Consider the following 19,012-nt stretch of genomic DNA (forward strand, 5'->3'; position numbering starts at 1 on the left):
AATCATTTATACCTTTAAGATTTCCCAATATACAAAAACATAATATTTAAGTATGAAAAAAGTAATTAGTACAGACAATGCCCCAGCTGCAATTGGGCCATACAGTCAGGCTATTGAAGCAAACGGAATGCTTTTCATTTCAGGACAAGTACCAATCAATCCTGCAGAAGGAAAAGTAGTAGAAGGTGGAATTACTGAGCAAACAGAACAAGTAATGAAGAATATTGAAGCTATTTTAACCGAGGCTGGTTATAGCTTTAAAGATGTAATTAAATCTACATGTTTACTTTCTGACATGGCTAACTTTAAAGACATGAATGAAGTATATGGTAAATATTACTCTGAAAATCCTCCAGCAAGAGCTGCTTTTGCTGTTAAAGAACTTCCTTTAGGAGTATTAGTGGAAATTGAAACTATTGCTTGTAAATAGTTTTTTCTATTAATATAAAAACCATAATACATAAGGCTTTAATTTTCTAAAGTCTTATGTATCTTCTCTCCTCTTGATAAATAAAAAATATCCAAACGGAACCATAAGCTCTCCCACATTTCTTCTATAGACCAAATTTCGATGCAATAAACTCAACCAAATAAATTGCACACTTTATTAACCATATAAGTATTTAAAGGAATAAACTACAGGTACATATAGTTTAAAATAGCTACAGTTACAACCATATAAATCAGAGTCAGCGGCCATCCAATTCTAAAAAAATCTTTAAAAGTATAACCTCCTGGTCCGTATACCATCAAATTAGTTTGATATCCAATAGGAGTTAAGAAATTAGCTGCTGCAGCAAAAGACACCACCAACGCAAACGGCAATGGATTTAACTGCAAACTATGAGCTGCTGTTAATGAAATTGGAAATATGATAGCTACAGCGGCTTTATTTGTAATATAAGCTGCAAGAATTGAAGTAATCAGATATATTCCTGTAAGAACTGCCACTTTACCAAAAGGAAAAAGAATTGAAATCATAAAATTAGCAATCATATCAGCCACACCGGTTTTAATCATGGCAGTTCCTAGAGCCAACGAGAGTGCAATAATAACAGCCAGATTATAATCTATACTTTTAGGTAAATCTTTTGCATTCACTACGCCTAAAATATTGATAACCACCAGAACTACAAGTAAACCCATAAATAAGGGAATCAAATTTAAAGCTGAAAGAAAAATAGCCAACAATGTACCCCCGAATAAGGTCCATATTTTATAACGTTCTGGTTTTCTAACTTCTTTCACCTTCGATATGAGATAAAAATCCATATCATCCTGAGATCTGGTATTAAAATCATCGCCGGCCAATAACAAAATAACATCACCAGCTTTTAATTTTATTTCCTCCAACTTACCAGTGATTCGTTCTCCATTACGGTGAATAGCCAACAGTACAGAATCATATTTACTTCGGAAATTAATATCTTTCACCATTTTTGAAATCAGGGTACTGTTATGAGAGATGACAATCTCAACCACATCTGCCCTTTTAAGCCTACTCATCATACCAACAGAAGGTAAACTTAAATTACTACTATCAGATAACAGATTGGCAATATCTTCACTTTCTCCAGCAAATCTTAGTAAATCGCCAGCTTCAAGAATAAAACTTTTATCAAATACCTGAAAAGTATATTTTTTACGTACAACTTCTGCAAGAAATAATCCTTTGGAATTGGCAAAACCAGAATCTTCTATTGATTTACCAACTAGCTTGGAATTATTATGAACCTTTGCTTCTACAACATACTTTCGTTCAGATCCTGATATTTCCTTAGTTAAAATACTGTGTTTAGGCAAAAGTTTATCACCAAAAAAGAATAAGTATAAAAAACCAATAACCAACATAGGAAAACCAACCCAAAAGAAATCAAACATATGCAAAGGTTCCATATCCGGAAAAATAGTTTGATCTATTACCATCCCGTTTACTATAAGGTTGGTTGATGTTCCTATCAATGTTACACAACCACCCAAAATGGCAGCATAAGATAATGGTAAAAGTAACTTGGAAGGTGAAATATTGTTTCGTTTACTCCAATTATGCACATAAGGCATCATGACAGCAACTAATGGCGTATTATTTAAGAATGCAGAAAATCCACCAATCCAGAGCATTATTCTGGAGAGAAACCCCCGATATCCACTTTGACGAGGAAATATCCTACTAAAAAATATCTCTATAACTGAAATCTGCCTGATGGCATCGCCCAATAATAGAAGCATTATAATAACGGCAATTTGTTCATTGGCAAAACCTGCCAATAACTCTTTAGGTGTAAGAACTCCAAAAAAGCCCAAAACCATTACTGCTACAAAAAAGGTAAATGCTGCTCCCAACAATTCTTTATACAATGAAATGAGTATAAAGGCTAGTACAACAAATACTACAATTACATCAAAATGCTCCATTAAATTTTCTATCGGATTTCAATATTTCTCAATAAAAACAAAAATAGAAAATTCCTATAGACTTAATGCGCTTTAATCACAAAATTGATGTAATAATATTCTATAACCGGAATAACATTGCTCATTAAAAATAAAAAAGGCTATCTCAAATTAATGAGATAGCCTTATATATCGCAACTACTTATATTACTATTTTATTGTTTCTGAATCCTCAACATATACAAATGTTGGATTTGGTCCAGATTTCGTACATTGGAATGTCATTGTATGAGTTACCATTGATCCAGCATAAGCTTCAAAACTTACAATATAGAATACATCAACACCTTCAACTTGTGCAACAGCTTCAGGGAAAATACTAGGTAATAAACCTGTCTGTATAGACTCTGAAACAGCTTCTTGCCAAGATGAAAATTCTGAAGCCTCATAATAGCCTTCATTAATTCTAAATTCATTATAGTATGCACTAGCTCCAAAATAATCTTCAGCTGTACCATATGAATCTAAATATTCTTCTCCAATACTATTTTTAACGTAATCAACAATTATTTGATAATCTGCGGCTACCATTTCATACTGCACAGTAGGATCAAAAATCCATCCAGAAGCAGTTAAAATATACTGATCAGTTTTTTCTATTGTAGATTGGTATTCTTCCCAAACACCATTTGTATAAGTATATTGTTTTCCTCTTGTTGATGTACTACCAGAATAATACTTATAAAGAACAGCAATCATATCGCCTTCTTGAGCATATGGATTATTAATTTCCAGAAAAGTTGGTAAGTAATCCTCTGGCTCAGCAGAACTTGAAAAATTATTATATCTACCAGGTAAGCCTGAATCTTCACCCATTGAATCATAATCATCTGCAGTTAAGCTATAAAGTACAACTCCTTCAGGTAAACCTCCTTCTGAAGCTGACCAGGCAGTTCCATCAAAAGCATAAAATTCACTTACAATTGAAGAACCATTATCATAATACTCATAAGTTATTAATGCCAATTGACCATCTTCTGCATCAGGATATAATGCAAGCAAAAAGTCTGGTAAATAATCATCTGCCGGCATATTCCATGCAAAATTATCATAATAGCCAGGTTCGCCATATTCAGTACCAAATGAGTTATAATCGCTAGATGAAAGCTCATATTGATCTGAATTTGCAAGTGTATTCAAATAACTTAAACTTCCTTGATAAAAGTTATAAGTAATATTTATTGAAGAAGATTCATCTAATGTTGCATACTTCTCAGCCAAGAAAGCTGGTAAATTCTCTGCTGCAGGCATTGAATTACTAAAGTTTCCATAGCTAGAACCCATCGCCTCGTAATCATCATCTGTTAATGTATATTCCAATTGCTGAACATTCGTTAAAGGTTGTTCATCTTCAACCTTATCATAAATATCCTCCATTGGATCACAACTAGCAAAAATAATAGCTATTAGGATATATATATTTAATATTTTTTTCATTATTCTATATTTTATAAGGTTTAGAAATTAATTTTTAATCCTCCAGACCATGTTGTACCAAATCCAAAATAAACTTCTGAAGTTAAATCATCATGATTTGCACCATCTTCAGCTTTAGAAATATATTCAGTATTAAATACATTATTTACGTTTCCATATAATGTAGCCTTTATTCCTCCAATTGTAAACTTGTAATTAAAGTTTAAGTCAACCAAACCTACTTCAGGAAGTTCCCATGCATCTACACCTGAATCCGTTAGTGCAGATCTGTTTTCCGGATCAAAATCAGCATAGTGCTTACCATAATATACATAATCTACTCCTAATTTAAGACCTTCCATAATTTTATAATCAAGAGAAACAGAACCTGTTGTTTGTGCAGAGTTACCTACATGTACATCTTTAATATAGGCATTTTTCTGAGCTACTAAATCCTGACCATCGTATAAAGCAAAGTTTACATCATCTTGATAAATATAATCTCCAAATGACAACATACCTTTAAGAGTCATTCTGCTATTAGGTTTATAAGTACCCTCAAACTCAACGCCTTGGTGTAATTGATTTAAACCTGCAATATTTGCTGTTCTATCCTCAAAAATAGTTTCTGTAGGATTTTCAGGATCGGCAACTTCCAATGAATAGTTAATCATCAATCCTTTGTCTCGCCAATTAGTTCTATATAATGAAACCTTTGCATTGAATTTTGTTGAAGTGAAGATATAACCTAATTCTGACGTAATAATTTGTTCATATTTTACATCATCATTAATTTCATTTGTATAATTTAAAAACACGTTTGAAAAGTATGGTGTTCTTTTAATATAACCACCATTTGCATAAATACTATGGTTTTCTGTTAATTTATAACTTACACCTGCTTTCACGTTCCAAGGAAGAAAGTCTTTCCACTCTGACTTTTGATTTCCTGGCATATATTGATAGTAATCAACTCTTCTGTAGCTCTTTCTTGATAGTGCAGCAGATAAAAAAGAAGTAAATTTACTTTGAATATATTCAACCTGTCCAAACAATCCGGTATATAATACATTACCATCATTATGGTATGAATATTTATCACCTTCTACTAATTTCTCATTTGCATCTCTAGTAATAAAATTATCATCAAGATAAAATTCACCACCAAGTAAATCATCTATTTCTCTATAATGCTCTCCATTATAGTATCTGGCATCCAATCCTAAAGTATATTTGAATGTATTCACATCTTTAATCCAAGTTGATAATAATCCATACCATTGATGATTATTTACAGAATTACCAACAATGGTTTGTGACCCATCAACAACCGATTCCTGATTAGCTTCAATAGCACTATCAAAATCTAACAACCCATCACCTGTTCTGCTTAAAGAACCTGCAACACGGCGACCTCCTCCGGTACCCATTGATGCATACACAGAAGTAGTTAAGTTGGTATTATCATTAATAGTCCAATAATGGTTTAATTGTGCTTGAGGTTTATGATAGTAATTGTATCCATACCCTCCACCATAGGGTTGACCTTGTCTTATACCATAATTACTATTGTATCTTTTTCCATATTTATTATGTTTGTAAGTTTCAATAGTAAGTTTAGTTCCTCTTTGATTATGCCATTGAGGGGCACCCACAATTGTAAAAGCTAAAGTATGCTCGTCGTTAAATCTTTTAGCAATATTTACAAAATAACTCCATGCATCAAAATTAGTTCCCATTACATATCCATCACCATAGGTATGTGAACCTAAAAATGATAATGCCCAACCGTTTTCTGACATTCCTGTAGAAAATGATAATAATTGTTTTCTGTAACCATTATTACCTACATAAGATTTAATAACACCACCCTTTTTAGCATCTGTTGACTTGGTTAGGATATTAATTGTTCCTCCAACTGAAGACAATCCAAGTTTTGACGCTCCTAATCCTCTCTGTACCTGCATAGTTCGAGTAACATCAGATAGACCAGCCCAGTTACTCCAGTATACTCTACCACTTTCCATATCATTAACAGGAACCCCATTAATTAATACACCCACGTTGTTTGAATCAAATCCACGAACGTAAACAGTAGCATCTCCAAAACCTCCACCTTCTTTAGAAGTATAAATAGATGGTGTTGTTTTTAACAATTCAGGGTATTCCTGACTACCTAATTTCTCTGTAATAACTTCTGCTGGTAAAGTAGAAATTGAAACAGGAGTACTACGATCTGTAACTACAGAAGCTAAAACCTGTACTTCATTAAGTCCAACCGCATCTGATTTCAATGAGATAGTTCCAATATTTTCATCTCCATTAACATTTATAGATTTTTCTTGATCTACATAGCCAATGTAAGAAAACACAAGGTTACATTTCCCATTGTCAACTTTCAAATTAAAAGTACCATCTAACGAGGTTACTGTACCATTTGTTGTTCCTTGAACAACAACTGTTGCACCAATAAGAGGTTCATTTGTGTCAGAGTCTGTAATAGTACCCGACACCTTGGCCTGTGCAAAAGCAGTCATGGACATGGTTATAAATAAACCAAGCACATAGAGCTTTGTAATAAATTGTTTCATTTTAAAAATTGATTTAGGTGTTTCTATTTTCATATAGTTGTTTACAAAAGTATAAAATTATCGTTGCAAATATCACACAAACCGACCGACAAGTCGGTATAATTAATTTTAAATCTGTGTTAATATTACATTACCTACAACATTAGGTTAACTAAATACAATCAACAACCACTCTAAATCACATCATATTAAATAAAAAGACATTTATTCAAAATCTATCTATTTAACATAGTAACCATATACAAACTTTATTAAAAAAATGAAATTTTTAGGGTGCAAAAGAAATTTTATTCAATTTACGTATGATACCACCCTGAATTTAGGGGTTAAATTTTAAAAATAAGCAAATATTAGTGAAATCATATGAAATTATCTGGAAGCACCTTTCCAATAAAGATCAAAAGCTTCATTAAATTCTACTTTAAATTGTGCTAAAGGATTGACCTGAGAAAGAAAATAATTCGCAGTAGAACGCGTAAAAGCAAAATCAAAAAAGGTAATTAAATCTGTGTTGTAGTTTTTCATAACCCCCATATTTACCTTTTGCATGATATTTTTTTGAGGGCCACTTAATGTATCTCTTACTGATAAGGAATGTATTTTAATGTAAGGACTTGCCTCAAAGCTATTGATGTAATGAAACTTATTAGGATTCTTGATAAACCACTTTACAATTTTTGCAAAAACATCTTTAGTGTATGCATGCGGATCTTCTTCTTCTGACATTTCTGATACACATTCAGTCTCTATTTCGAACATGAGTGTTTTATAGATCTCAACTATTAATTGGTCCTTACTTTTAAAGTAATGATAAAGTGTTCCTTTAGCAATTCCAATTTTATTAATCAGCTCATTGGTTGAGGCTGAAAATCCTTTATTTACAAATAAATCAATTGCTCCATTAATAATTATATCCTTTTTACTCATTACGGGGAATCTAAATATGCTAAAATGTTTATTTTTCTTTATAAAAAGCCCACAAAAATAATAATGTATTTATAAATATCAGAAAATAAATAACAAAAGAAGTTCATTTAACTAAATGATAAAATAAAAAAGGCTAAATCCATTTCTGAATTTAGCCTCTTTTTTATATTGCTTATTTCGTTTATTCCACAGGAATATCTGTATTTACATTTTTACTACCAATTAATGAGTAGTATAATAAATATGCTAATCCTAAGAAAGGTACCCAAAATGAAGTCATAAATCCTAAATTATCTGCTACTAGGTTTTGAATTTGAGGCAAGATTCCTCCACCTACAACCATAGTCATAAAAATACCTGAAGCAGAAGCAGTAAACTTTCCTAATCCCTCAACAGCCAAATTAAAGATACCACCCCACATCACAGATGTACATAATCCAATAAGAACTAAATACATGGCATTAATAGGTACATTTGTAAATCCAAAAGATAATCCACTAGCTGAACTTTGGAATACCGGAATTGAAACAGTAGATGTTATCGGAGAAATTATTGCCATGAAAGCCAAAACCATACCAATTGCAGATGCTACAATCAACATCGTTTTACTTGAAACCATTCCACCAATAGATGCACCTACAAAACGACCTACAAGCATTAATAACCAGTAAGTAGCCACAACAGTTCCAGCAGTAGCAGCATCTAATCCACCGGCGTTGGCATCTGTTAAAAAGAAGTTCATTGTTCCAGGAACACCTACTTCAATACCAACATATACACCAATACCAACTGCTCCTAAAATGAAGTGACGGAATGACCATGCACTATATTTAGATTTTTCAACAACTTTATTACCCGTATTTAAATGAGGTTCCGGAATATTTACGAAATACAACACAAGACCTACTAATGCAAAAATACCCATTGCAATAAACATTACAGGGTTTACATCTTTAATGGCAGTGTTTTTTGTAACTACACCCACTAATACACCTACTAATAAAGGAACTGAAGTACCCATAAATGAGTTAAATGTAGCACCAACCTGAATAAGTTGGTTTCCTTTTTTACCTCCGCCTCCAAGCGTATTTAGCATAGGGTTAACTACAACATTTAAAATACACATTGAGAACCCGGCAACAAAGGCACCTAATAAGTATACTAAAAAGCTGGATGCAATACCTGACATGTATTGAATACCAACACCAACAAATCCTACTACAATACCAATAAGCGCTGTTTTCTTATACCCGATTTTCTCTAGAAGTTTACCTGCTGGAATTCCCATAAACAAGTAAGCGAGGAAGTTTGCAAAGTTTCCCAGAATTCCTTCGAAATTACTAGCCCCAAATTGAGACTTTAATACAACACCCATCGGTGCAGCCAAGTTTGTAACAAAAGAGATCATACCAAACAGCAGGATCATCATTACAATCGGCAAAGCAAAATTTTCTTTCTTTGTCGTTTCCATTTTGAAGTTTTAATTAGTTTTATTTTAGTCGCGCCAAAAGAAAATAAAAAAATTAATAAAACAAAAAAATTGTTTACTTTAATTTAGATATCTTCCACTTCATATCGTTTATAAATAAGACACAAATAAAAAAGCCACTTCAAAAGAATGAAATGGCTTGGATATATTAATTAATCTATTTTACTAGATAAATTTATAAACACAAGTATGCTTATAGGTTTCTCCAGGCTTTAAAACAGCATTAGGGAAATTATCTTTATTTGGTGCATCCGGGAAAATCTGAGTTTCCAAAGCTACTCCTGCCCACTTTTCAATTGGATTACCTAATTTACCTGTCTCTGAACTATCAAAATGACTTCCGGTATAAACCTGAACTCCAGGCTGATCAGTATACACTTCCATTTCTCTTCCGCTCTCAGGATCTTTCAATCTGGCAGCTAACTTAAGAGATCCATCATAACCATCAATCACAAAATTATGATCTATACCATCCACAAGTTTTACCTGAGCATCATCTGCAACACAAGCCTCACCAATTGGTTTTGCATCTACAAAGTCCATAGCTGTACCTTTCACTTCAGCAATCTCGCCTGTTACAGTACCTATCTTTCCATCTATTGGTGTAAATTTAGAGGCATTCAATTGTAATTCATGCTTCTCAATAGACCCAGTACCAGCACCTTTTAAATTAAAATAAGCATGACTGGTTAAATTGATAATTGTTGTTTTACTTGTTTCGGCAGTATAATCAATTACAAACTCATTATCATCAGTTAAACCATAAATAACACTAACAGTTAATTCTCCTGGGTAATTTTGATCTCCATCCGGACTAACTAAAGAAAGTTTAAATGCCTGAACAAATTTAGGATCAACATAAGGTTCTACTTCCCACACTCTTAAATTAAATCCGTCAACACCTCCATGTAAATGGTTAGGCTCATTATTGATATCTAATTGATATTTTTCACCTTCTAACTCAAACTGACCATTAACAATACGATTGGCATAACGACCACATAATGCACCTAAATAAGCATCACCTGCCAATGCTTCTTCTACAGTTTGATATCCAACTACCACGTCAGCAACCTCACCTTTTGCATCAGGCACTTTAATACCAACAATTTGTCCACCTCTTCCAATAAAAGAAACTTCTACACCATTAGCATTTTTTAATGTAAAAATATCTGAAGCTTTTGTCATAATTACTTTATATTAAAAAGCATCTATTAAATACTAATAGATGCTTTATCTGATTAATACTAAATTTTATATTTATCTAATTTTTGATCCTTTAGTTGCAAAGAAAATCAAATATAAATAATAAACAAATAAACAACTAACAGCTGCAATTACACCAGCCCAAGTTTGAATAGCACCCATAATTGGCATTAAAATAGCTGCACCAATTACTGATGTTGCAATGATACCTGAAGCTACATCGGCATGAGGACCTAAATCTTCTAAAGCCAGACTGTAAATAACAGGCCACATAATTGAGTGGAATAAACCGGTTCCTAAGAACATCCACATACTTAAATTACCTGAAATAAGAATACTTCCTGTTAACATAGCTGCACCACCTAATGCACAAACAGTTAAGATTAAACCTGGCTTGAACTTTTGTAATACAAAAATACCTAATAAACGTCCAACCATTAAACCTCCCCAATAGTACTTTAACATATCGGTAGTAGAAGTTTTGATTACAGCACCAGCATTATTTGAAAAGTCAGCAAAGAAACTAGGAATACCAATTTCAATACCCATATAAACGAAAATAGCTAATGAACCTAACCAAACGTGAGTATATTTAAATGCACTTGACTTATGCTTAACTGCACCTTCTGCTTCAGCTTTTTCCTGTTCTTCTTTAATATTTGGTAATTTCAAAAAGAACATGATAATAAGAATAACAGCTGTAGCTACACCAATTCCAATGAATGGGTTTTGTACAATTTCTTTAATTGCAGAATTTTCTAATACTTCGCCCTCTCCTAATTCAGGAGTTACCAAAAGTACAGAAACGAAGATAGGTGCAATTACTGTTGCTACTGAGTTTAATGCATTCGTTAATGTTAAACGACTTGCAGAACTTTCTTTTGGTCCTAATGCTACTACATAAGGAGCGGCAGCAACCTGAAGAATTACAACTCCAATAGCGAAGATCGATACTGCACTTAAGAATCCGTAATAACCAAATCCAACACCAGGGATACTGGCAAAGAACCCTAGAGCAATCATTCCTAAACCTGTAAAGATAGAGAAGCGATAACCAATTTTATTAATTAAAAATCCTACAGGTACAGATAAAACATATGCACCATAAAAGAAAGTATTAGGCAACTGCTTTTGCACATCATTTAATCCAAAAGCATCTTTTAAAAACTCAATAGTTGAATTATTCATTGTTGTTATAAATCCAAAAAGGAAAAACAATGAGGCCATTACAACCAAAGGGAATAAATATTTATTTTTACTCATCGTAATAATGTATTATTAATAATATAAATGAATTCCTTATTATAATTCAACCTCAACAGCTCCTTTTGAACGGATAAATAATTTATGACAATTACCTTCACCGAATACTGATTCTAAAGTAGAGATGTATGTATCTAATAAATCATTAGGAACAAATGCCTGAATAGTTCCGGCAAAACCTCCACCATGAACACGCCATGCTCCTTTGCCTTTTAATACTAAATCACTAAGCGCCAATCCTAAAGAAACACTTTGATTTCTTACATCTTTTGCAACATAAATATTTTGGTTGTACATGTATGAGCTAAATCCTGACTCAATAACCAACTCCAAAAATTTATCGAATTTATTAGCTTCTAATGCTTCTACTTCATCAACAACTCTTGCATTATCAGCCTGGAAGTGAATAGCTCGTAATAAAGCTCTATCACCAACTTTTTCTCTTATAGTTGGAATTCCAGATACTACATCCTCCATTGAAAGCGGACGTAAAACTTCCTGTCCTAATTCTTTAGCAACATCCTTCATTTCTGATGGTAAAGCATTATACTCTTCATCTAATCCACCGTGACTACCACCTGTATTGGTAATAACTAAAGAGTAACCTGTTTTAGCAAAATCAAAATCCAATGCTTTAACAACAGGGTTAGCTGCATCTGCAAAGTCTATTGTAATAAAACCTCCTACAGCACAAGCTGTTTGGTCCATTAACCCACAGAATTTTTTACAAGCATGCTCAGCTTTCTGTCCGATTTTAGCATTATCTACAGGATCTAATTTTCCTTCGTTAAATAAATTACTGAAAATTGCACCAATCAACACTTCAAAAGAAGCAGAAGAACTTAATCCGGAACCTTCCGGTACACAACCATGAATAACAGCATCAAATCCACCAATCTCTAGTCCTAAATCTTTAACGCCCTTAGCAATTGCTCTTACAAGGTTTCCCGGAGTGATTTTAAATTCTTTTACTTCAAGATCACTAAGATCCACTTCAAAAGGATCAAAACCAATAGATGTAATGCGTACTATGTTAGTACCATTTGGAGCTGCAACAGCTATATTATCTAAATTTACAGCACCTGCAAGCACACGTCCTAATTGATGATCTGTGTGGTTACCACCAACTTCAGTACGACCAGGAGAACTCAATAACATTACTTCTTCACTACCATAAATACTTTTGAATTCATTCATGTATTTAACGTAACGATCTGCTTGTTCTTTTAAAATAGCCTGATCTGTTCCATACAATTCTTTAAAAAAAGAATTATCTCCACCATTTAACTTTTCAATTAATGAACTTATAGTTGCCATGTCTTTATTTATTTAAATTAAACTTCTTTTTTATTACCTAAATCAAAAAAAATCAACTGTTAAAGAATTTATCTAATCGTTAATTTTTATTTATCCTTGCAATAATAAGAAAAAATAATTAAAAAATACCTACCAGTCCCCACTAGTTTAGTTTTTTAACATCATAAACCAGTTTAAATACTGATTTTATGATACTTATATTTTACATTGCAGCATATATCTTCATCATTTTAAAAAGATGATGTAACTATTTTAAATTTAATTGGAAACTAATTTTATGATTATATTGATATATGGATCGAGAAGAGACCTCTTCCCCAGGCTGAATTTAAGCAAATCTCAATTTTATTAATCCTTAAAAATAGACTGCAGAAATACAGCTTAGTAAATTAACTTTATAATATTACTTGCTAAGCAAGTATTACAGGCTACATGCTGGTGATTGTCACTTATGTTATCGATAATCTTCAATCTTAAATTTACTTCTACCAGGACGAGTAACGCCATCAATTACATCAACAGAAATCAATTTTTTACAAACAAACATATTATCAACTAAACTGTGTACTTTAGCCACGATTCTTACTTTTTGATGATTTGCAATTAATTCCTTATAGGTAAAATGATTCAGACTTTCATATTCTGCCGAATTCATATATAGTAAAACTCGCCTTCGTTTGTCAGTTATAATATAAACATAGGGACAAACAAGTAAATCATTGTCTTCTAAAAGTTTGAGATAATATGCTGACAAGGAATCTTCTTTCATCATTCCTTCGTAACCAATACTATCTTTCCATATATAAAAATTAGTCAAAAGGCTATCTGGTTGTCCGTAAAAATTCCCAAGTTTTATCCATTCATAGCATAAATCACCTTCAATAATTTGTGCTTCTTTGATTGGTTTACATCCAATATTTAAAAGAATAATAACAATCAATAAAAATGCTTTCATTTTGGGAGGGGCTAAGTATATTATATGTTTTTTCACTAAGTTCGGTAACTGATTAATTACAGCAATCATTGTCCAGAGTACCCAAAGCTAGATTTCGCACAGACATCTTAAATCAGTACCTAAACATTTGGCAATCTATACTATAATTCATTTTCGATGGTATCTTTTTAACATTTATAAAAAATCTCTAATCTATTGAATAGATACGCTGTTTAGATTCAATGTCTTTTTTTTCTTTATGCAAAAATCTAATCAAGAAGATAAGTGGGAAGGCGATTAGAATATAAAATGCAAAATCCAAATCCATGTGCCAATTAAATTCATTAATCACATTCACAACAAAAAAAGTCATGATAAATACAATCATTGATATAATATATCTGTGTAATTCTCCCACAAATTCCAAGGCACTTTTATCTAGCTTATAAATCTTAACAAATACAATGATGTAATTAATCATAAGTATAAAACCCAGGATTAAAATTATAATATAAAATTCTCTACTTGGGAAAAAAAATGAAACTATGCCTACTCCATACACTATTGCAATGTTCCTTATCAGCCAGTCAAGAGGCTTTTTAAACTCCTCTAATGCATTTAATTTGACAAAGTCATATTTTATAACGATCCACAAAGAAATTGAAAACCATAAAGATCCGATTTGGAATATCAGGTTATAAGTCAAAAGATGACCAAGCTCCAAATTTGGAATCATATATAATCCCCTAAGAAGGTTTATAATCATTAATCCAACGCAACTTAAAATACCTGCTCTTATTTTTGAAATCATATCTGTTTGTTTTTTATATCAAAGTCTGCTCACTCATATTTTTATTTGCTACAATTGTTCTTGTAGTTTGTGATGTACAAATAAGCATTTTACCCCTATCTGGAGCAAGTTACTAAAAAGATTTAAGCGTTAATGATAAAATCAAAGTTATTGCATACACTAAGTGGTTATTTAAGATACAATAATATTGAATGATGCGTTTATAACCCTAAGTAAAATATTCATACTTTCCTGTAACCTGGGTAATTTCAGTCGTAAAAATGATGAATAAATAGTTTTACATTTTACTACTTGTCAAAAAAGATTATCATCACTTGTCAATAAGCATAACACTTAGTTTTACGTTTTTTTCAAAGGGATTTAGGTAAATTAAAAATACAGAGAACGTTGTACTCTTATAAACATTCTGGTTAACTGAATTTCTTTTATCTAAGCCATGATACAATGTTTACGAACCGGCTAAATGGGTATGCACAAACTATTACACTGCTCTGACCCACATTCGATACAAGTTCGCAATTCTACTACCTTTCAATGCAGGTTCTATACAGGTTCTTCGCACTCTTAGTGTGTTCAAACGGTGGAGAACCTGCGTAGCGCATGTGGAGAAATGCGAAGACGGTGTATACAAAGTGCATAGGTTTTGCGAAGACGGTGCGAAGAAATGCGAACAAGTTGCGAAGAACATGCGAAGAAGTGCGAGGAACATGCGAAGAAGTGCGAAGAAAACGACTTAAAAGTGCATAAAGTCCAAAACACTATACAAATATAAAGTGTAGGCCCGATGGCAACGTGATCGAATTTTAAACTTTCAACCTTTTAATTTCAATCAAATCATGAAATTAATCCTCCTTACCTCTTACAACATTAGCAGCATTTATTTGCGCATTTACACACCAAAACATGCTTTCTATCAACAAATAGCATCTATATTAAATAAACAGCGTATATTGAATTATAAGTTGCAATGTAAAACTAATTTAAACACTCCTCATTATGAAAAAAGTTTTAATAGTTGACGACGCATTAGAATCAAGAGTTACAATAAAAAAACTACTATCTCTATATAATTTCCAAATATTAGAAGCATCTGATGGCTTGGAAGGATGGAAACTTATCGTAAAAGAAAAGCCCGATTTAATTCTATTAGACTTATATATGCCCAATAAAGATGGATTTGAAATACTAAAAGAATTAAAAGAAGAGTGGCTTGATATACCTGTTATTATATTATCAGGAGACCATTCCTTAAACACCATAGAGGCATGTTTAGGCTATGGAGCATCGGCATTTGTAGCAAAACCACTAATTAAGGAAGATTTTAATAATGCCATTAAAACATTATGTGCCTGAATCATAAACTTTTATTAATAAATAATACGCTAAAATTGTTAAAATAACATAATCCAATTATTGATATTTTGTATATAAAAGACAAATATTCATATTCATACATCTAATTATCAAATACTTAAAATAATAATCCCATATAAAATCTCTTAAAAATCAATACCTCGATGTGTTAAATAAGGTGAACACTGGTAACTTAAGACAAACACATTCGTTAAGTGGCTATAAATTAATAGTTAACATTAAACTAAGTATTGAATGATGATTAAAAGGTTTTTGGGAATAGCATTATTATGTATGCTATTTATCAACATTAACGCTCAAACGGCTGTTGAAAAAGTGGAAGCTTCGTTTATTGCAAGCTTTATGAGGTATGTAAGATGGCCTCAGCAAGAATCCATGAAAACATTTACTGTTGGTGTTTATGGTAATGATCATGCCATTTTAAATGAGCTAAACAGCACTGTTAATGGAAAAAGCGTTGGCTATGCAAAGGTTAATGTAATTGAAGTATCAAGCATTGAAGATATGAAAAACTGCCAGGTACTTTTTATTCCAAAAGGTAAATCAGGCCGCCTAAAAAAGGATTTGGAACAATTAGGAAACCATGCTGTGATGACAGTAACTGAAGAACAGGCATACACACCAGCACACTCCATTATTAACTTCAGAATTGTTGATAATAAGCTTACATTTCAGTTAAACAGCGAAATTGCCGAACAAAAAAATATTGTTGTTAGTAGTAAGCTTGCTCAAATGGCAAGAAACTAATAAACCACAAAATATAGTTATTCAAAAAAAGCGATACCATTTTGTATCGCTTTTTTTTTGAATAAGTAATGATAATATTCTGTCAGACAATATTTATTAATGATCCAAACCAATAAATTCTTCATACTTAGCCTTATCAATTCCTTCGGAACTTAATTTATTAAAGTCCACTTCAATTCTTAAAGCCCTTAAACCTGAAGCCCCTTTCAAATCTTCCAATTCAATATCCTCTACTTTATTGGTTATAAATCGTTGTGCGATCATAAAATCGATATAACGTTTATATTCTTCAATCTCCTCAGCATAAGAATATATAATTGCTATTTTACCTACTTGTGTAACTCTTTCTTTTGATCCTTTTATAAGTGCTTTATCAATTCTCTTTTTTGTTATTTCATAACGAATATTATAAGCACCATCCACATCAAATTTCTTTTCATCCTGGCGAAATGCAATACTCAAAGGTGCTGAATGAACAAGTATTAACTGAGATATATCTAACTTAGTTTTCAGAGATTCCTGTATTTCTTTTACTTTTCTTGCTGTTTTAATCATTACCAATAATTGCCACAATCTTAGGTTGTTTAAATAAACTTTATTGTAGGTAAGTTTTTTAACCAGCGATTGACCAATATAGGCGTTATACTCAATACCATCAGTTCTGTATTTTTCAAAATAATGAGGAAAAACAAGTTGTGCTTGTACCTGCTCTTTGTCTAAAATATCACTAACATGATCATTAATCATTGTTAAACTATCCTCAAAATCTTTTCGTTTATTATAATAGACACCTAAAGCAGGATCGAGCTTAGCAAAATAGGAATCTACAATACTTCTCAGCTCATTATCTCGCTCTTTTAAGATATTTAATATCGGTTGTATCTCACTTTTAAGAAACTCGATAACAGCCATCTCATCACCAGCCTTTAAGCCCTCTTCTACACTTTTTAAATACTGACTAATTTTGAAAAAAAGATTAGATACCAGGGGTATATCATTTAATATTTTATCTGACGATAAGATATCTTTAACCATCATCAACTGATCGGTTAAATCTGCCTGTATGGCCTTATTTCTTTCAATTGAAGAACCTCTTATATCAGATGCGCCATAAATTGGAATAACATCATTAAAAACAATAGGTTCTGTAACACGGAAGTCACTCTCACAACTCTCTGCATTAAGTAAATTCTGAACAGTTTCTTTGAATTTCCATTCTACCGTAGGATGAATAGCAGTAAACTCTTTCTGAATAATAGCTTTCACCCTATCGTTCCATTCTGTTTTTGATCTATTAATAGCAATTGCAAAAATTGGAAAAACTTCAAGAAGCCTTTTCACCTGAATCATCGTTAAATTCCCAGGTTTAGCACACCCAAATTCAAGGGCTCCCACAACTGTATCATCAACAACTAAAGGAACAATAACATGACTCCTTATTCCTCTTCGTAGAAATGCCTCCACAACCTTACTTCCTGGTTGCTCATTAAAATCATCAGTAATAATGATCTTTTGATTTACAAATGCTTCTTCGTATATACTACCTGCATAATCTTCACAAGAAAGCTCTTCGTATGGAACAATACTTTTCCAGATAAAGTTTTTATTGTAAGATGATTTAAAATCGGTAATTCCGATTAAACCAACTTCTAACTCTGCATTTTCAATTAATGACTTAATCCATCCTTTAACCTTTTCAAATCCACTATTGGTAATAATGGTAGATCGGTTTAACAAATCTGATTTAAGTTGAGAGATCACATAATCGTAGGTTACGTCAAAATAATCGATCTTCATCATTCCACGAAATTCATAATTCTCCAACGGAATCATTTTATTCCAATAATCCAGATCGTTATCAACATTAACCAATGTTTTTAGTTCTTCATCACTTAATTTTCTATGTTTTTCGGATGGAATTATATTTATATACTGCGAATTAATCCGGGAAGAATAAAAGCGAACCAATTTAGTTTTATCGTCCTCTAACTTAAAAGTTAATGGTTTATCCTGATACAGATCAATTCCATAAATCTTATCCAGAATTAACATATAAGCATGAAACAAAACCAAAACCAGCATCTTATCCTCCTCAGGAAGAATATGGCTCACCAGGTAATTGGTTTTAACAGGATCGAGAAATAACTTTTTAAAATATTCAGTGGCATAAAATGGTTCCCATGCAAAAGGAGGAAAAACAGCAGATAATTCTTCCTGATTTACCAATGGATTGATAACAAAAGCCATTAGTTTATTCAAAATCTCATGATTGTTATCCAGAGACGATAAATCGATTTCTGCCTTTTTTAGCTCAGGTTTATTATCCAACATCGAAATAACTTGCTGAGCCATTAAATTCATAGGATGTTTAAGGTCAGACGCAATCTTTTCAATATCATTAATTAAATATTCAAAACTTAAAGATACCTTAAATGGTATTTTACTTAGCGTACATTTTATATTATCCCCTTCCTTCATTCTTT

Annotated in this window: 14 protein-coding genes; 3 read left to right on the forward strand and 11 right to left on the reverse strand. The window is 32.1% G+C overall.

Annotation, left to right across the window (positions count from 1 at the left end):
* Positions 1–52: 52 nt before the first annotated feature.
* Positions 53–430, forward strand: a complete 378-nt coding sequence (locus OM075_RS13985) for a RidA family protein (protein ID WP_301191147.1) — start codon at positions 53–55, stop codon at positions 428–430.
* A gap of 206 nt (positions 431–636) precedes the next feature.
* Here the strand turns inward: OM075_RS13985 and OM075_RS13990 are convergent, their stop codons facing one another.
* From OM075_RS13990 to OM075_RS14035, 10 genes are all read right to left on the reverse strand, one after another.
* The gene (locus tag OM075_RS13990) at positions 637–2,415 is read right to left on the reverse strand and encodes an SLC13 family permease (RefSeq protein WP_301191148.1); all 1,779 of its coding nucleotides are present in this window, start codon (positions 2,413–2,415) and stop codon (positions 637–639) included.
* A 189-nt stretch (positions 2,416–2,604) separates the two neighbouring features.
* On the reverse strand, positions 2,605–3,891 hold the full coding sequence (locus tag OM075_RS13995) for a hypothetical protein (protein ID WP_301191149.1): 1,287 nt from the start codon (positions 3,889–3,891) through the stop codon (positions 2,605–2,607).
* Between the two features lie 20 nt (positions 3,892–3,911).
* A complete protein-coding gene (locus tag OM075_RS14000) occupies positions 3,912–6,461 on the reverse strand; it encodes a TonB-dependent receptor (RefSeq protein WP_301191150.1) in 2,550 nt (849 codons plus the stop codon).
* A 369-nt stretch (positions 6,462–6,830) separates the two neighbouring features.
* Positions 6,831–7,388 carry a TetR/AcrR family transcriptional regulator gene (locus tag OM075_RS14005; protein WP_301191151.1) on the reverse strand — a complete coding sequence of 186 codons (558 nt, stop codon included), beginning with the start codon at positions 7,386–7,388 and terminating at the stop codon, positions 6,831–6,833.
* A gap of 181 nt (positions 7,389–7,569) precedes the next feature.
* Entirely contained in the window at positions 7,570–8,859 is a 1,290-nt protein-coding gene (locus tag OM075_RS14010; RefSeq protein ID WP_301191152.1) for an MFS transporter, read from the reverse strand.
* Positions 8,860–9,042: 183 nt separating this feature from the next.
* Positions 9,043–10,065, reverse strand: a complete 1,023-nt coding sequence (locus OM075_RS14015) for an aldose epimerase family protein (protein ID WP_301191153.1) — start codon at positions 10,063–10,065, stop codon at positions 9,043–9,045.
* A 72-nt stretch (positions 10,066–10,137) separates the two neighbouring features.
* Positions 10,138–11,346: a glucose/galactose MFS transporter gene (gluP, locus tag OM075_RS14020; protein WP_301191154.1), complete on the reverse strand. Its 1,209-nt coding sequence runs from the start codon at positions 11,344–11,346 to the stop codon at positions 10,138–10,140.
* Positions 11,347–11,385: 39 nt separating this feature from the next.
* Positions 11,386–12,663 carry a galactokinase gene (locus OM075_RS14025; RefSeq protein WP_301191155.1) on the reverse strand — a complete coding sequence of 426 codons (1,278 nt, stop codon included), beginning with the start codon at positions 12,661–12,663 and terminating at the stop codon, positions 11,386–11,388.
* A 454-nt stretch (positions 12,664–13,117) separates the two neighbouring features.
* A complete protein-coding gene (locus OM075_RS14030) occupies positions 13,118–13,618 on the reverse strand; it encodes a hypothetical protein (protein ID WP_301191156.1) in 501 nt (166 codons plus the stop codon).
* Positions 13,619–13,805: 187 nt separating this feature from the next.
* Entirely contained in the window at positions 13,806–14,408 is a 603-nt protein-coding gene (locus tag OM075_RS14035; protein ID WP_301191157.1) for a hypothetical protein, read from the reverse strand.
* A gap of 996 nt (positions 14,409–15,404) precedes the next feature.
* On the opposite strand from OM075_RS14035, the gene OM075_RS14040 reads away from it, so the two are divergent.
* Together OM075_RS14040 and OM075_RS14045 are read left to right on the forward strand one after the other, a co-directional pair.
* Positions 15,405–15,761, forward strand: a complete 357-nt coding sequence (locus OM075_RS14040) for a response regulator (RefSeq protein WP_301191158.1) — start codon at positions 15,405–15,407, stop codon at positions 15,759–15,761.
* Between the two features lie 255 nt (positions 15,762–16,016).
* Complete coding sequence (locus OM075_RS14045; protein ID WP_301191159.1) at positions 16,017–16,529, forward strand: YfiR family protein; 513 nt, start codon at positions 16,017–16,019, stop codon at positions 16,527–16,529.
* Between the two features lie 96 nt (positions 16,530–16,625).
* Here OM075_RS14045 and OM075_RS14050 read toward each other — a convergent pair whose 3' ends face one another.
* Positions 16,626–19,007, reverse strand: a complete 2,382-nt coding sequence (locus tag OM075_RS14050; RefSeq protein WP_301191160.1) for a GAF domain-containing protein — start codon at positions 19,005–19,007, stop codon at positions 16,626–16,628.
* Positions 19,008–19,012: the final 5 nt, after the last annotated feature.

The sequence above is a fragment of the Plebeiibacterium sediminum genome (genome assembly GCF_026013605.1).
Taxonomy (GTDB): domain Bacteria; phylum Bacteroidota; class Bacteroidia; order Bacteroidales; family Marinilabiliaceae; genus Saccharicrinis; species Saccharicrinis sediminus.

What these genes read in the sequence shown, in the direction of transcription:
- OM075_RS13995 (WP_301191149.1), bottom strand. Translation starts at nt 3,891, where the DNA reads ATGAAAAAAATATTAAATATATATATCCTAATAGCTATTATTTTTGCT.
- OM075_RS14040 (WP_301191158.1), top strand. Translation starts at nt 15,405, where the DNA reads ATGAAAAAAGTTTTAATAGTTGACGACGCATTAGAATCAAGAGTTACA.
- OM075_RS14005 (WP_301191151.1), bottom strand. Translation starts at nt 7,388, where the DNA reads ATGAGTAAAAAGGATATAATTATTAATGGAGCAATTGATTTATTTGTA.
- OM075_RS14045 (WP_301191159.1), top strand. Translation starts at nt 16,017, where the DNA reads ATGATGATTAAAAGGTTTTTGGGAATAGCATTATTATGTATGCTATTT.
- OM075_RS14035 (WP_301191157.1), bottom strand. Translation starts at nt 14,408, where the DNA reads ATGATTTCAAAAATAAGAGCAGGTATTTTAAGTTGCGTTGGATTAATG.
- OM075_RS14025 (WP_301191155.1), bottom strand. Translation starts at nt 12,663, where the DNA reads ATGGCAACTATAAGTTCATTAATTGAAAAGTTAAATGGTGGAGATAAT.
- OM075_RS14050 (WP_301191160.1), bottom strand. Translation starts at nt 19,007, where the DNA reads ATGAAGGAAGGGGATAATATAAAATGTACGCTAAGTAAAATACCATTT.
- OM075_RS13990 (WP_301191148.1), bottom strand. Translation starts at nt 2,415, where the DNA reads ATGGAGCATTTTGATGTAATTGTAGTATTTGTTGTACTAGCCTTTATA.
- OM075_RS14015 (WP_301191153.1), bottom strand. Translation starts at nt 10,065, where the DNA reads ATGACAAAAGCTTCAGATATTTTTACATTAAAAAATGCTAATGGTGTA.
- OM075_RS14000 (WP_301191150.1), bottom strand. Translation starts at nt 6,461, where the DNA reads ATGAAACAATTTATTACAAAGCTCTATGTGCTTGGTTTATTTATAACC.
- gluP (WP_301191154.1), bottom strand. Translation starts at nt 11,346, where the DNA reads ATGAGTAAAAATAAATATTTATTCCCTTTGGTTGTAATGGCCTCATTG.
- OM075_RS14010 (WP_301191152.1), bottom strand. Translation starts at nt 8,859, where the DNA reads ATGGAAACGACAAAGAAAGAAAATTTTGCTTTGCCGATTGTAATGATG.
- OM075_RS14030 (WP_301191156.1), bottom strand. Translation starts at nt 13,618, where the DNA reads ATGAAAGCATTTTTATTGATTGTTATTATTCTTTTAAATATTGGATGT.
- OM075_RS13985 (WP_301191147.1), top strand. Translation starts at nt 53, where the DNA reads ATGAAAAAAGTAATTAGTACAGACAATGCCCCAGCTGCAATTGGGCCA.